At 49.4% G+C, this 15065-nt stretch carries 8 protein-coding genes and 1 riboswitch; of the genes, 2 read left to right on the top strand and 6 right to left on the bottom strand.

Annotation, left to right across the window (positions count from 1 at the left end; genetic code table 11):
• Positions 1–167: 167 nt before the first annotated feature.
• Complete coding sequence (locus MKY42_RS30375) at positions 168–1712, bottom strand: FAD-dependent oxidoreductase (protein WP_179262657.1); 1545 nt, start codon at positions 1710–1712, stop codon at positions 168–170.
• A gap of 379 nt (positions 1713–2091) precedes the next feature.
• Between MKY42_RS30375 and MKY42_RS30370 the strand changes: the two genes are divergently transcribed.
• Entirely contained in the window at positions 2092–4911 is a 2820-nt protein-coding gene (locus tag MKY42_RS30370) for a glycoside hydrolase family 3 C-terminal domain-containing protein (RefSeq protein WP_090903397.1), read from the top strand.
• A gap of 132 nt (positions 4912–5043) precedes the next feature.
• Here MKY42_RS30370 and MKY42_RS30365 read toward each other — a convergent pair whose 3' ends face one another.
• The 4 genes from MKY42_RS30365 to MKY42_RS30350 all read right to left on the bottom strand — a co-directional run bounded on the left by MKY42_RS30365 (position 5044) and on the right by MKY42_RS30350 (position 11878).
• The gene (locus tag MKY42_RS30365) at positions 5044–5883 is read right to left on the bottom strand and encodes a methyl-accepting chemotaxis protein (protein WP_090903398.1); all 840 of its coding nucleotides are present in this window, start codon (positions 5881–5883) and stop codon (positions 5044–5046) included.
• 505 nt (positions 5884–6388) lie between these two features.
• Positions 6389–8737 carry a 5-methyltetrahydropteroyltriglutamate--homocysteine S-methyltransferase gene (metE, locus tag MKY42_RS30360; protein WP_339847038.1) on the bottom strand — a complete coding sequence of 783 codons (2349 nt, stop codon included), beginning with the start codon at positions 8735–8737 and terminating at the stop codon, positions 6389–6391.
• 217 nt (positions 8738–8954) lie between these two features.
• Positions 8955–9153: riboswitch (cobalamin riboswitch) on the bottom strand.
• Positions 9154–9410: 257 nt separating this feature from the next.
• Positions 9411–9920: an anaerobic ribonucleoside-triphosphate reductase activating protein gene (gene nrdG / locus MKY42_RS30355; RefSeq protein ID WP_179262661.1), complete on the bottom strand. Its 510-nt coding sequence runs from the start codon at positions 9918–9920 to the stop codon at positions 9411–9413.
• Positions 9917–11878 (bottom strand): anaerobic ribonucleoside triphosphate reductase, encoded by a 1962-nt coding sequence (locus MKY42_RS30350; protein ID WP_339847034.1) that lies wholly within the window; start codon positions 11876–11878, stop codon positions 9917–9919. The genes nrdG and MKY42_RS30350 overlap by 4 nt, the downstream gene beginning before the upstream one ends.
• Before the next feature lie 373 nt (positions 11879–12251).
• Here MKY42_RS30350 and MKY42_RS30345 point away from each other — a divergent pair, with 373 nt between their 5' ends.
• Positions 12252–13889 carry a histidine kinase dimerization/phospho-acceptor domain-containing protein gene (locus tag MKY42_RS30345; protein ID WP_339847031.1) on the top strand — a complete coding sequence of 546 codons (1638 nt, stop codon included), beginning with the start codon at positions 12252–12254 and terminating at the stop codon, positions 13887–13889.
• A 48-nt stretch (positions 13890–13937) separates the two neighbouring features.
• Here the strand turns inward: MKY42_RS30345 and MKY42_RS30340 are convergent, their stop codons facing one another.
• Positions 13938–14951 (bottom strand): LacI family DNA-binding transcriptional regulator, encoded by a 1014-nt coding sequence (locus MKY42_RS30340; RefSeq protein WP_090903402.1) that lies wholly within the window; start codon positions 14949–14951, stop codon positions 13938–13940.
• Positions 14952–15065 lie beyond the last annotated feature (114 nt).

The raw sequence follows: 15065 nt of genomic DNA, 5'->3' as shown, positions 1-15065 counted from the left end.
TAGTTCCATATCACGATGTCCCGCTAAGTTGGACTCATTTCGTTGTCTCGCTAATTTACCTATAGATCAGCATACGCAAAACCCGAATCGATTACTTCCGTCTGCAGACGGATTCCGATTCGGGTCTATGGGATGAAGATATACGCTGATGGGGGTATCAGCTTCGTTTATTCTTGTGCTTCCAGCACCTTAAGGTCTTTAACGGCAGGGCCTTCAATGACTTTGCCCGCATAATCGTAGCGTGATCCATGGCATGGGCAATCCCATGAACGTTCCCCGGCATTCCATTCCACTTCACAACCCAAATGGGTGCAGGTAGTATCCACCAGAAAGAGTTTGCCAGTCGGGTCCTTGTAGGCGCCAGCACGTTTGCCGTCATGGCGAACAACAGCCCCTTCATCGTTGCCGAGTTCTCCCGTGTTTTTGTGAATAATGCCGACTTTGCCAGAGATCAGTTCCGCGGCTACATTGACATTCTCTACAAGGAAGTTTTTCACACCAGGGTCTACCTTGAATCGTGCAGGATCGAATACAGCAGCGTAAGCGTTGTCGCGTCCGGTAATCCGGTCCGTAAGGATATGCCCAGCCATCGTTCCTGTGGTCATGCCCCATTTGGCAAAGCCGGTAGCCACATAGACACGTTCATGTCGTCCAGTAATTGGCCCAATGTAAGGGACCTTATCGATGGAGATCAGATCCTGGGCTGACCAGCGGAAAGGGATGCTGCGAATGCCAAATGTATCGGCTGCATAGCGCTCCAAATTTTCATAATGACCGACCGTGCAGATGCCCTGTCCGGTTTTGTGATTTTCCCCTCCAAAGAGGATGTGTTCCTTCTCTTTATGAATGACGGTACGCAGGGATCGATAGGGTTCATCGTCAGAGATGTACATGCCACCGGTGAAAGGTTTCTGAGGTTCAACAACAACAGCATAGGAACGCTCAGCGTGAAGCCGTGAAAAATAAAATCCAGGGTCATAGACCGGGAAATGGGAGGCCACAACGACATGTTCGGCCGTTACGGATGGACCATTCTCATGTGTACGCACATGCAGTGAGGCGTCTTCCTCCACATCGGTTACCGTTGTATGTTCGAAGATGCGGACACCTTGTTTGACTGCGGATTCCAGCAGGTAATGCAAATAACGGAGCGGGTCAAAGCGAGCCTGTCCCGGCATTTTAATCCCTGCCCTGGACGGAACAGGGATGGGAAGGGGATCAACCCATTGACCAGGAATATTCAGCTTGCCATAGGCAGTCAGCTCGATCTCCAGCTTCTTGAGATTCTCCTCGGATTGAATGTAGACATAGGCATCTTCCTCAGCCCACTGGCAATCAATCTGTTTCTCTTTCACCAGATCGCGCATCCACTTGGCAGCTGTTGCATTGCCTTCATAATACATGCGGGCCTGTTCTTCTCCAAAATGGTGAAGCAATTCATCAAATATGACGCCATGCTGCGCCGATACCTTGGCCGTTGTATGGCCGGTTGTGCCATCCAGTACTTTTCCGGCTTCAAGCACAACGACACGCATGCCCTTCTGGGCCAGCAAATAGGCTGTTGTGATACCTGCAATTCCTGCTCCGATAATGGCGACATCGGCGGTTGTATTTTCTGTCAGTTTCGGATATTCATTGAATGTGTTTGTCGCTCTCCACAGGGATTCCGGTATGGAAGGCAAACCTGTCGGGGGCTGTTGATGGTCACTCACTCGATGTTCCTCCTTCAATATTCTTCTTCATTAAGGACTATGCTTAGCTCAATAAGTACGTCATATCTATACTTCTATCCATGATTACCATCCTGTGCCAGAATAAAACGATTGACCGCATACTTTCCTGAGGAAAGTTCACATTTTCCTGTGAAGCCCCCTGTTTTTTTTGCCAAACATGCTATATGATAGATTCACCGAAATCGTTTTAGTAAATCAAAAGAAGAGTTAACGAAGGTTTGTAAAGTGCTTGTTATAAAAGGTTAAATCTTCGAATTGAGAGGTCGGATACATCAAGATTTTATCGTATTAATTTATCGATTATGTATCCGCTATCATTCCAAATAAATCAATGAATGCCCAAAGGAGATTCCATATCATGACCAACCAAACGAAATATCCTTTCCAGGATACAACGCTCGAACTGGATACACGTGTAAAGGACCTCGTGTCCCGTCTGTCGGAAGATGAGAAAATCGAATCCATGCTGCAATACCAACCCGCAGTAGAACGACTGGGAATCGCAGCATACAAACACGGAACAGAAGCAGCACATGGCCTGGCCTGGCTTGGCGAAGCGACTTCCTTCCCGCAGCCGGTAGGGCTGGCGTGTACCTGGGATGCGGACCTGATGAAAGAGATCGGCTCCGTGATCGGAGACGAGGCACGTGTATTTTACAAACGCAATCCCGCAGTAAACGGTCTGACGCTGTGGGCACCTACGGTTGATATGGAGCGTGATCCGCGTTGGGGTCGGAACGAAGAAGCTTATGGTGAAGATCCGGAACTGACTGCTGAGCTGACAACGGCCTTGGTTAAGGGAATTCAGGGCGATCATCCGAAGTATTACAAGGCGGTTGCCACGTTGAAGCATTTCCTGGCTAACAATAATGAAGTGGACCGGGGCAGTGGTTCATCGAGCATTGATCCGCGCAACATGCGTGAATATTATCTGAAGGCGTTCGAGAAACCGTTCAAAGAGGGCGGCGCGCAGTCCATGATGACCGCGTACAACTCTATTAATGGTACACCAGCATTGCTGCATCCGTTTGTAAACGAGATTGTGAAGGGCGAATGGGGCATGGATGGCTTCATCGTCAGTGATGCAGGCGATGTCATGGGGATCAAGAACGATCATAAATACTATGATTCGCACACACCAGGTACAGTGGAGTCCGTCAAAGCCGGAATTGACAGCATTACCGATGATGCGGATCTGTCGAAGCAGGCGCTGCGCGAAGGGTTGGAGCAAGGCACACTCACAATGGAAGATATCGATCTGGCATTGTTCAATACGTTCCGTGTGCGTTTCCGTCTGGGTGAATTCGATCCGGCGGAGGGCAATCCATATGCTTCGATTGGTGAAGAAGCGATGATGACGGAGAAGGCAAAGGCCCTGTCATTGAGAGCAGCGAGAGAACAAGTGGTACTGCTCAAAAATGTTCAAGGCACGCTGCCGCTGGATAAAACAAAATCCGGCAAAGTGGCTGTGATTGGTCAACTGGGCGGAACAGTCTATCGTGACTGGTATGCAGGAACCATGCCATATAGTGTATCCCCGCTTGAAGCGATCAGTGGCAAAGTAGGCGGCGACAAGGTTGCATTCAAGGACGGCAACGACCGCATTACTTTGACTTCCGTGGCAAGTGGCAAAGCTGTCGGATTGGCTGAAGATGAGAAATCATCCATCATTGCTTCTGGGAATGCTGAGACATTTACACTGAGTGACTGGGGCTTTGGCAGTTACACACTGAAGGCAGACCGTAATGGGAAATACCTGACGACAGATGAAGAAACGGTTACGGCATCGGCGGATGAAGTGTATGGCTGGTTTGTGAAGGAAGTATTCCATCTGTTGCCTCAACAGGACGGAAGCGTGGGGCTGACCACTTGGAACGGTAAAACAGTAACAGCACCCAATGGTGGAAACGATGCGTTTGCGGTATCCGAAGAGTTGAAATCTTTCGGTGCTACGGAAACGTTCAAAAAGGATATTGTGGTGAATGGACTAGAGGAAGCGGTAACGGCCGCGAAGGAAGCGGAGACGGCGATTGTATTTGTCGGCAATAATCCGCTTGTGAATGGTAAAGAAGAGATCGACCGTCCAGGTCTGGATCTGGCTGAATCCCAGCAGCGTCTGATTGAAGCCGTCTATGCAGCGAATCCAAATACCGTTGTAGTTATCGTGGGAAGTTACCCGTTCACGTCCAACTGGGTGCAGGAGAACATCCCGGCTGTATTGTATACATCCCATGCTGGACAAGAGTTGGGGAACGCTGTGGCTGACGTATTATATGGCGATTATGCGCCTGCAGGCCGCCTGAATATGACGTGGGTACAATCTGCAGATCAGCTGACCGATATCAGAGACTACGATATCATTCAATCTGGACGTACGTATCAGTACTTTGAAGGTGACGTACTGTATCCATTCGGACATGGATTAACGTATGCAGCGTTTAAATACAGTAATTTGGAACTGAACCCGGCCCAAGCTGGAGTCGACGAAACCATTACTGTGCAAGTGGACGTGACGAATACAGGAAAGATCGCTAGTGATGAGGTCGTGCAGTTGTATGTGCGTGCCGGACAGTCCCGTGTGAAACGTCCACTCAAAACGTTAAAAGGGTTCCGTCGTCTTTATATCGAAGCTGGAGCTACAGTAAAAGTCAGCTTCACACTGCCCGTTCAAGAACTGGCGATCTGGGATGTAACCCGTGATCGTTATGTGGTCGAAAGCGGCACGTACTCCATTATGGTGGCCAAATCTTCTGCTGATGTTCAGCTTGTTGCTGATCTGACAGTACAAGGGGAGACCATTCCTTCACGTAATCTGGGTGTGGCTACACGCGCCGAAAATTACGATGCATACTTCGGTGTGGATCTGGATGAGAGCAAGGAAGGTGGAACTTCTGTCCGTGTGATTGGTGAACAAGGATGGGTTGCCTTCAAGGATGCAGATCTGGGCGGCGGCGCAGCAGCGCTTGAAGCTCGTGTATCATCAGAGCAGGCAGATGCGGTACTGGAAGTTCGACTGGGCGCACCTGATGGTACACTGGCTGGACGCGTGGAACTGGCACAAGGCGAGGCACAGCAGTGGTCCACGGTTAAGGCAGACCTGCAAGGCGCATCAGGTCAACAGGATGTATACCTCGTGTTGTCCGCAGGAGTTCGTGTCAGCCATTTCCAGATTCGTTAAGTCGATAGAATAACATTAGCAAGATGACCAAATTGGAATGATAGTAAATGACAAAGCCTCCGAAGAGATTCGGAGGCTTTTTGTTTGTGCGTTTGGTTGAGTGGGTTAGGAGTTTCGTTTTCGTTTTCGTTTTTACTTTCCGTCAAACGTAATCAGTTTGTGCACAAATTTTTTCAATTGCTGGTTCGTTGCATTCAACTGCTCGATCGTGCTCATAAAATTGTTAACCAGTTCCGCTTGCTCCTGAGAACTCGCGGTGATCTCCCCAAGTTCATTCTCCATCCCCTGAATGGATTGGCGGACGGAGAGGAGAGACTCTTCAATACGCGTAGTCGCTTCCTTTGTATCTACGGACAGCTTGCGGATTTCCTTGGCGACCACGCCAAATCCTGCACCTGCTTCACCGACACGAGCAGCTTCGATGGCGGCATTCAGGCCGAGCAGATTTGTTTGCTCCGAGATTTCACGGATGAAGCTGGCGACCTGAGTCACGTTGCCTGATTTCTGTACAGCTTGTTTGGAGTTGTTGCGAATCTCTTCGGTGGTGGCGCTCAGCTCCTCCGAATGTGCAGCCACGTGCTGAACGCTGTCAATCAACTGGTTGGTCAAATTTTCGGTCACATTCATGAGCTGCTGCAGCTGATCCTGATCATCCATACTGTAGAGCAGGTTGAATATAGCGATGACCTCGCCCTGTTCATTTTTGATCGGAAGGTAGGCGACATCAAACGGTACTCCAAATAACTCCTTCGGGTAATGATCAAATTGTTTGTCCGTACCGCCTTTCAGATCGGCAAAATTTCGATTAGGCTCGAGCAGTGGATCACCTGCTTTGAACTCCAGTTGTTTCAACGACTCTCCTGCGGAAAAATACAGGAATTTCTCCCGGTCAATAATGGAAAGGGTTACATCTTGGCGAATCGTATCCCGAAAAAAGGGCATACATGCGATTAATGATTGAATCATATCCATTGGAAAGGTCCATCTCCTCAATTTTTGATCTGATAAATATTGTTTTCAATTTTTATTTAATAACTGCCTATATCATATATCGTCATGCAATAGAGAATAAAATAGAGAGAAATGATAATATGTGTACCTTTAGAAGAGTTAGCTGTAGTTTCAACCAGATAAACAAATATAATGATGGTAAATGAAAAGGGGATGTCCCAGAAGTCATGAATATGACAGGGGACATCCCTTGTTCGTCTTATTTTGTTTGAATGAACCTGAGACATGCTATACGCTCCCATTTGCCCAAATCTGAGATCTAAGGAATCACAGAGACGTTATTTCGTCGATTCGGTCGATTTATCAGGTTTTGACAACGTGTTATGACGAAATAGCGTTACTGAGATTCGTTAAATCTTGCAAGCGTTGATGATCCGCCTGTTAAGGTGCGGTAGGTTCGTTAGCGCTTGGAGCGAGGCGGAATTCCTTTGGGAACAGCCCCATTGTTTGCATTCACAAGCTTCGTTTATATGGAGGACTCTGCCGTTACTCGTTCTCTTGCCGTACGAGCAGCGTCTACCATGATGCTTAATGCATCCACAACTTCCGCTTTACCACGTGTTTTCAGTCCGCAGTCAGGATTCACCCAGAACAGATCTGCTGGCAGCACTTGAAGTGCACGCTCGATCATATTCAACATCTCGTCCTTGCCCGGAACACGCGGACTATGGATATCGTATACACCGAGTCCGATACCTTTGTCATACGTATTCTGCTCGAAGCTGCCTACCAGTTCCCCATGGCTGCGGGATGTCTCGATCGAGATCACATCTGCATCCAGGTCGCTGATCGCTTCAATAATATCATCGAACTCGCAGTAGCACATATGGGTATGCACTTGCGTTGTTGGTTTTACGGTTGCAGTAGCCAAACGGAAGGATTCCACGGCCCATTGCAGGTACTCATCCCACTTGCTTCGTTTGAGTGGAAGCCCTTCGCGCAGAGCTGGCTCATCGACCTGAATCATCTCAATGCCTGCTTGCTCCAGCGCTTCAACCTCGTCCCGAATGGCGCGAGCAATCTGGTAGGATACTTCACTGCGTGGAATATCCGAGCGTACAAAGGACCAGTTCAGGATCGTTACCGGACCTGTGAGCATTCCTTTCACCGGTTTGCTGGTCAGTGTCTGGGCATAGGCTGTTTCTTTCACCGTCATCGGTTCATTGAACAGCACATCTCCGTAAATTACAGGTGGCTTCACGCAGCGTGAGCCGTAGGATTGTACCCAGCCATTTTTGGTGAAGGCGAATCCAGTCAGCTTTTCACCGAAAAACTCAACCATATCGGTACGTTCGAACTCACCGTGTACCAGCACATCCAGACCAATTTCCTCCTGAATGGTAATCCATTCCTGGATCTGTTCACGTACATAGGCGTCATATTGCTCCGCATTCCATTCCCCTTTACGGAAGAGTGCGCGTGCTTTGCGCACGTCCGCCGTTTGCGGGAAGCTGCCAATGGTTGTGGTTGGCAGCAGCGGGAGCGACCATTTTTGCTGCTGCAATTCGCGTCGCTCCTGGAATGACGCGTTGCGGAGCAGCTGCTCATCAGCATGCACCCCTGCAGGCGCACCACTTAGGCGTGTCCGTGATTCGGACTCGCTCAGCAGGCGCACCGCTTCGGTGCTTGCCTGGGCGCGGCGGCTGGCTTCAGCCAAAGCCGCTGCTTGGTCCGCCTGCTGCGCACCGCCGGACAACAACGTGCCGAGCGTCGCAATTTCCTCCAGCTTCTCGTCGGCAAAGGCCAGGGCATTGCGCAGTACCGGATCAAGCGCGCTCTCTTGAGCGGCCGTAACCGGTACATGCAACAGGCTGCAGGAAGGCTGAATGATCAGCTTGCCTTCGGCTGCGAATTCAGCCACCTGCTCCAGCAGCTTCGCCGTCTCTGCGAGATCGGCGCGCCAGATGTTGCGCCCGTCGATGACACCGGCGCCCAACCATTTATCCTGCGGGAAGCCATGCTCCCGCAGGCTGGTGAAGTTGCCTTCATAGCCGTGGACCAGGTCCAGGCCGATTCCGGCAACAGGCAGTGCTGTCACGACCGGATAAGCCTCCACCGATTCGAAGTACGTTTGAAGCAGCAGCTTCAATTCCGGTGCAGCTTGTGCCAAGGCAGCATACACCTGTTGCAGCAAGGCTTCATCTTCGGAAGAGACAGCCAGCGTCAGAGCAGGCTCGTCGATCTGTACCCACTGTACGCCTTCTGCCTGAAGCTCAGACAGAAGCTGGGCGTACACTGGAACGAGACGTGTGACGATCTCTGCAAAGCGTTCCGCGTCATAGCCTTTGGCGAACCGTACATACGAGTACGGACCGACCACAACCGGTTTACCTTCCAGCCCAAGCTCCTGCTTCGCTTCGCGATAGTCGGCAAGGGGTTTATTTTCAAGCAATGCAAATGCAGTATCATTATGAATCTCAGGTACGATGTAGTGATAGTTGGTGTTCAGCCACTTGGTCATCTCACAGGCGGTTGCCTCATCATTACCCCGGGCCATGGCGTAGTAGGTAGATACGGATACCGGTCCGCCTGCATGGTTAAAGCGCTCAGGAACGACGCCAAACATCGCGGATACGTCAAGCATATGATCATAATAGGAGAAGTCGCCCACAGGAATCAGATCGAGCTGCTGTGCCTGCTGTTTCTTCAGATCCTGCAACCGAAGCGAGGTCAGCTCCTGATGAAGCGTGGATTCATCGATTCGGCCAGCCCAGAAGGACTCCAGTGCTTTTTTCCATTCGCGTCCCGCACCGATGCGGGGGTAACCGAGGTTGCCTGTCCGTACTTGTGGCTGTTGTTGCTGTGATTGCGACATGTAAAATTCCTCCTCATTAATAATGATGATCATCCGGTTGAAGCTATTGTGTTGTGTTTCATTTGAAAGCATCAAAAAAAGGCATTCCTTCCGATTCCATACCCCCGAGAAACAGGCATCATGAATGACGACTGTGCACAAAGATAGAATGGGAAAGAACACCTGCTATAAGTCGTTGTAGCGGCTGCTCTAACACCTCCCTATCTTCCGTAGGTCATGCGATGCTGTCGAAACAGGCAGGTCTCCTGGCTTGCGGATCATGGCCATATGCATTCCTTCCCGGTGTTTACCCCAGTGGATTATATGCATAGACTCCCCGTATACAGTGGCGGGACCGCGACGGATTTGCACCGTGCTTCCCTTTTAAGCCTGACCACGCATGCAGCGCGGTCGGCACCTGTTTCCGTGTGCAGAAATGTGCGTACACATCTCCGGCTATGAAATTGGTGACCAAGCATAGATGATAGATTGTATCATGCTGCAATCGTCGTATACTTGCTCTTATGCTACCAATCATAGACGATAACCTAAGGGCTTGCAACATATATCATTAATCCGATCGGAAATAAAATAATACTCTATGAATCCTAGATATATTGGTAGATTTGGCATTCTTAAAATGAAGCAAATCATCTCCCACGCTGTGCTTGATTCCCCTCAAATAAAAAAATCGTTACCATGCATCTAACTGCACAGTAACGATGGTCTGGCGAGCCGTTGTTGCCCCAACATCGATGATGCGCTGATTACGACTGCCGCGAAAAGGAAGTGATACATCACGCTCAGCTGCAATATAAGGTCCATCGATAATGACGTCGCATAGCCGGGATAACTCCGTCCGTGACGGGTCTGTTATCAGCTCCTCATACACAAACCCCGTGTAGGCCCATACGGTCAGATCAGGCCGAGCAGCCCGAAGCTGCCGAACCCAGGAGGCACATGCTGCGGCAGAGAAAAAAGGATCACCTCCGCATAACGTAACCCCTTCCAGCAAGGGATGCGAAGACACTTCATGCAAAATCTGCTGCTGCTGCTTCTCCGTAAATGGTTCCCCTGCACGGAAGCTCCATGAGCCGGGGCTGAAACAGCCCGGACAGGCATGGCGGCATCCGCTGATGAACAACACGGCACGCAGGCCAGGCCCCTCATTCACCGATTCCGGGATGTAACCATACAGATTCATTGATGCTTCACCCGGTCTCTCACTTCGGCTTGCTTCGCCGCATTGAAGCGCACTTTATAGTCACCGGTCAGATATCCCGTCACCCGGCGCAGCCGCTGGAAATGTACATGGTTTTCATGAGCCTCACATCCGGGACATACATCTCCAATAACGCCCTCATAGCCACAGGACGGACAGCGGTCAATCGGATGATTAATGGAGAAATACCCGATGTCCTGGGCCAGCGCGAATTGCACGATTCGTTGGAAAGCGGAGGTATTGGCCCTTACATTCCCGTCGAGTTCGACATATGAGATCGCTCCGGCATTACATAGTGAGTGGAAGGGAGCTTCCAGCTCAATCTTGCGATAGGCAGGAAGCGTATGATAGACCGGAATGTGAAATGAATTGGTGTAGTATTCCCGGTCGTTCACCCCCGCGATGACGCCATATCGCTCACGATCGATCTTGGTGAATTTGCCGGATAGACCCTCAGCGGGCGTAGCGAACAAGGTGATATTCAGGTTATGCTGCTCACTCATCCGGTCACAGAACTCTCGCATCGTACGAATGATATTCAAGGCTTCTCGATGTACATGCAGGTCTTGTCCATGGTGACGGCCATATAGAGCGGTCATACATTCCGCAAGCCCGATAAAACCAAGGGATAACGTACCATGCTTCAACAGATCGGCCACCGGTTCATTCGGAGCCAATTGTTCACCGCCTTCCCATACCCCTTCCCGCATCATGAAGTCCGATGCTTTGGCAGGCTGGTTCCTCTGAATTCGATACCTGTGCAGCAGTCCATCCGTAGCATTGTGCATGACGGATTCCAGCGCCGTATAGAATCCAGCCCGGTCAGCGATGGCGCTTGCGCCCTGGCAGATTCCATATCGAATGCCGAGCTTGACCAGATTGATAGTGTTAAAGGACAGATTGCCTTTGCCGCTCTGACGATTGCGTCCGAAGCGATCAGCCAGTGTGCGTGTCCGGCATCCCATCGTCGCAATGATCGTATCGGGATCTTCCGGTTGATAATAGGGCAGGTTGAAGGAAGCATCCACATTGACAAAGTTCGGATACATGCGCCGTGAGGAGCAGGTCACAGCAAGCCGGAACAGATCGTAATTCGGATCTCCCTCCGATTGGTTAATTCCTTGCTTGCATTGGAAAATATGCTGAGGGAACACGGGTGTTTCCCCCTTACCAAGTCCACGAATGGTCGCTTCCAGCAACGACCGGGATACGAGTCGACCTTCGGCTGAAGTACAGAGCCCGTAGTTCAGCGAAGTGAACGGAATCTGTCCGCCAGCACGACTGCTCATGGTGTTCAGGTTATGGATCAGGGACTCCGCAGCTTGCCCGGTCTCCAGTTCCGTTTCTTCACAGGCATAGGCAAAGGCTCGTGCACACTTCTTCTTCGCTTCATCACTATCCAGATGCAGCTGCTCATCCTCAATTCGTTCATTCTCTCCAAACAGCCGTTGTCCCTTCCGGTAATGCTTACGGAACGAACGCTTCACATAAGGTGCGAGATCCCAATCGATTTTATTGGCGGATACACCGCCATACTGGCTGTTCTGCTGGGATTGAAAAATAATGGCGACCAGTGCCATGGCAGACATGATCGTCTGAGGTGTACGAACCGAACCGTTGCCGGTGTTGAATCCGGAGGCCAGCAGCCGGTCAAATGGGATAAAGATACAGTTGGTTGTTCCGAGGGCATACTGATCCAGATCGTGTACATACAGATCGCCGTTCTCCACAGCCTGAGCGAGCTCTTTAGGCAGTACATGACGCAGAGCATGCCACTTGGCGGTCTCCGAACCGAGCCTGCTCATCTTGCCGCTGAACGAGTCTCCGTTCAGATTGGCATTCTCCCTCAGCGTATCGGCGTCTTCAGCACCTATAATTCGTCTTCCCAGGTCTGATAGCAGGTCGGATGCCGGTGGAGAGGCATACTCAAGCATGTTCATCTCAGTTCCTCCTAAAAATAATAAAATTGAAATGTATGGGATAATGTCCATTCATTGAACACTACATGTAGAGTTTCTTTATCCATTTATAAACTATATATTGTTATTTTGGTGTGATAATGATCACATGTGAGTGGCTGATCGTTCGTCATGATTCATCGCTCAGAATGATAGAGGTTTTCAAAGCTGGAGGGTAAGCGTATAATTTCTATTTACCGTGTAATTACAGTTGACGATGCTTAGAAGTAGATAGAAAACTTTATATATGTATAGGTTGTGACCACTTTTTCGCAACTTTTGAACCCTCGTTAATGGATTGAATCATACAGTGCACTATGAATTGAAAATGCAGCTAAGACAAGAGGGGTGAATCATGGGAACGGTAGGTGTTACAAGGGGCTTCTATGAAAATATACAGGAAGCCGCGTCCCATATTGTAGACGTATTAAGCGGCATCTTAAAAGTGAACACCATTTTTGTTGCCACGAACGATGGAGTGACCAATGTTATTATGGAAGCTTTTAACCGCGAGGAAGAGTTGGTCGCCAAAGGTAGTAAACTTCCATTTGAAGCGTCATACTGCAGCCTGGTCTTAAGAGATAAGGGCAGCAGTCTGATTATTACGGATACATGTGAACATCCCCTTACGAAATCCATGGACGTAACAAGCGGACTGGGCAATCGTTACTTTGTGGGGATTCCTATTATGCGGAGGTCAGGGGAAACGTTCGGCACGATCTGCCTCATGGATGATCCCGATTATGTGATTAGTGAAACGGATATGAAAACACTGCAAGCCATGGCCGTTTTTCTCGGGTATGTCGTGGATCTGGAAGATACGCTGCAAGTTCAGGAACAGAAGCTGAGTCATTCGGAGCAACTGCAAGAGCAATTGCAGGCAGAGAAGGAACGTGCGGAGTCTGAGGCGTTGACCAAGACACAGATGCTGTCGCTGATGAGCCACGAAATTCGTAACCCGCTGAACGGCATTCTGGGATTAACGGATCTGATGCGTACACCGGATATGTCGGACGAGCAGATAGAATATGTGAATATGATCGAAACCAGCGGGAACATTCTGCTCTCCCTGCTCAATAACATGATGAGTTTTAACGTCAATGACGCAGGCCAAACGGTTGTGCATGATGATCCATTCGATCTGGTCGCCACGATTGAAAATACCGTTTATCTCTACGCGGGACTGGCGCTGAGCAAGAACATTGAGCTGGGTTTGAACCTTGATCTGAACGTATCTCAGGTTTTCGTCGGGGATGAAATAAAGATCGGACAACTATTGGCCCATGTCATGCAGTATGCCCTAGATTCAACACGGACAGGCTCCGTATTGGTTACGGCAACCGTAGCTGGTGGAGATACAGAAGAGGCGGGTACGCTTCTACTCCATGTGAAGTACACTGGCCGCATGTTGTCTTCGGACAAAAAGCTTAGATCATTTAACAATTTGGACGGAAATATAAGTACACAGAAGCTGGTAGGGACCAATCTCGGTTTGGCGGTCAGCCAGAATCTTGCCATCCTTATGAATGGGCGTATTCAGGTACATGGTATGGGCGACAAGGAGACAGAATTCGAAATTAGACTGCCGCTCCGCAGACATTGGGAACTGCCTCAGCTTGCCAATATTCAGCATCGACTGAAGGGCAAAAAGGTGCTGCTTGCCAAGGATCCTGACATTCTGCAAGGGGCCTCATCCCTGATGCGCAGATGGGAGATGGATGTGCACATGACCTCGGTTACAACCGAGGCGTACGACTGGATTCAGGGGGGCTTTAAACCGGACGTGGCTGTTGTGGATATGGGACTGCTGGAGGGCGGCGCTGTGGATTTTGTACACAAGCTGAAACGCCTGGTTACAGATTCACCAGTTATTGTTCTGATTCCGTATGGCATGCATATCGATTTGCATGAAGCGGAAGTCTTCGATGCGGTCCTGACCAAGCCGGTGAAGCAGGCTGATTTGTTAAATGCATTAAGCATCATTGTGCATTAAAAACATGAGAACATAGTTTAAATTAGGCGCACCTTTCACGGGTGCGCTTTATGTTGTTATTTTGAAGGACGAGGACCCTCGAACAAGCAGCTCTGAGTCGACTTTAAAGACACGTTTGTCCTGAAATTCATTCGTATTCATCGTGTCAATCATCTTCTCCATAAGAATGGCCCCCATCGTATACTTGGGCTGGTTCACCGAACTTAGCGTAGGATGGATGTATTTGCTGATTCGATTGTTGTCCACACCTACGATAGCCAATTGCTCGGGAATGCGTATTCCGTATTCCGTACATGCCTTGTAAACGCCTAGAGCCATTTCATCATTAGCCGCATATACAGCGGTGAAGGACAGGCCTTTGTTAAACAGTCTTTTGATAGCCTCGTACCCGCCTTCCTCATTAAAGTTCCCATTCTCGATCAATTCGGGACGGAACGGAATCTGGTGATTGCGCAGGGCCTTCAAATAACCTTCAAGTCGTTCATAGCTGTCGATCGCTTCAGGATAACCGTTTAAGAAAACGATATTTCGATGTCCGGCCTCAACGAGATGCTGAACAACTTCCTGGGAGAATTTCACGTTGTCCGTATATATACACGGGATCTGATCATGTTCGATGTATTTGCCAACGATGCCAATGCGATAGCCTTTATCTGCAAGCTGGAATAATTCCTCATCCGCCAGCATGGGCGTGATAATGATAACACCGTCTATGGTCCGATCCAGCAGTAAATTAAGATAATCAACTTCTCGCTCTTTCTGGTTATGGGCATCACATATAATGACCTTGTAGTGTCGGGCGTAGGCGATATTCTCAATGCCTTTGATAATTTCGGCATAATAGGAGTTGTTGATGTCCGGAACGATGACGCCAATCGTCATGGTTCTCTGTGAACGAAGGTTTTTGGCTGCTGCGTTGGGGTGATATCCCAATTGCTCGATGGCGCGCATCACCTTATCTTTGGTTTTGGTGCTAACTTTGCTGTGCTGATTAATGACCCGCGATACGGTTGCCGGGGACACACCTGCAATGGCAGCTACATCAATGATTTTGACATCCATATTCTTCACAACTCCAAATAAGTGATTGACAATTAATTCAAATTCATTATAATTCCAATTGAAAACGATTACAAGTTATAACCGATTGAAACAATAATTGGGATAGTGCAGGAA

It is taken from the genome of Paenibacillus sp. FSL W7-1088 (genome assembly GCF_037969855.1).
GTDB lineage: Bacteria > Bacillota > Bacilli > Paenibacillales > Paenibacillaceae > Paenibacillus.
The sequence above is the reverse complement of the archived record's forward strand: the minus strand, read 5'-3'. Positions and strand labels throughout refer to the sequence as shown.

Excerpts from the sequence above, each read along its gene's own strand:
- MKY42_RS30370 (WP_090903397.1), top strand. The coding sequence starts at position 2,092 with ATGACCAACCAAACGAAATATCCTTTCCAGGATACAACGCTCGAACTG.
- MKY42_RS30365 (WP_090903398.1), bottom strand. The coding sequence starts at position 5,883 with ATGGATATGATTCAATCATTAATCGCATGTATGCCCTTTTTTCGGGAT.
- metE (WP_339847038.1), bottom strand. The coding sequence starts at position 8,737 with ATGTCGCAATCACAGCAACAACAGCCACAAGTACGGACAGGCAACCTC.
- nrdG (WP_179262661.1), bottom strand. The coding sequence starts at position 9,920 with ATGAATCTGTATGGTTACATCCCGGAATCGGTGAATGAGGGGCCTGGC.
- MKY42_RS30350 (WP_339847034.1), bottom strand. The coding sequence starts at position 11,878 with ATGAACATGCTTGAGTATGCCTCTCCACCGGCATCCGACCTGCTATCA.
- MKY42_RS30345 (WP_339847031.1), top strand. The coding sequence starts at position 12,252 with ATGGGAACGGTAGGTGTTACAAGGGGCTTCTATGAAAATATACAGGAA.
- MKY42_RS30340 (WP_090903402.1), bottom strand. The coding sequence starts at position 14,951 with ATGGATGTCAAAATCATTGATGTAGCTGCCATTGCAGGTGTGTCCCCG.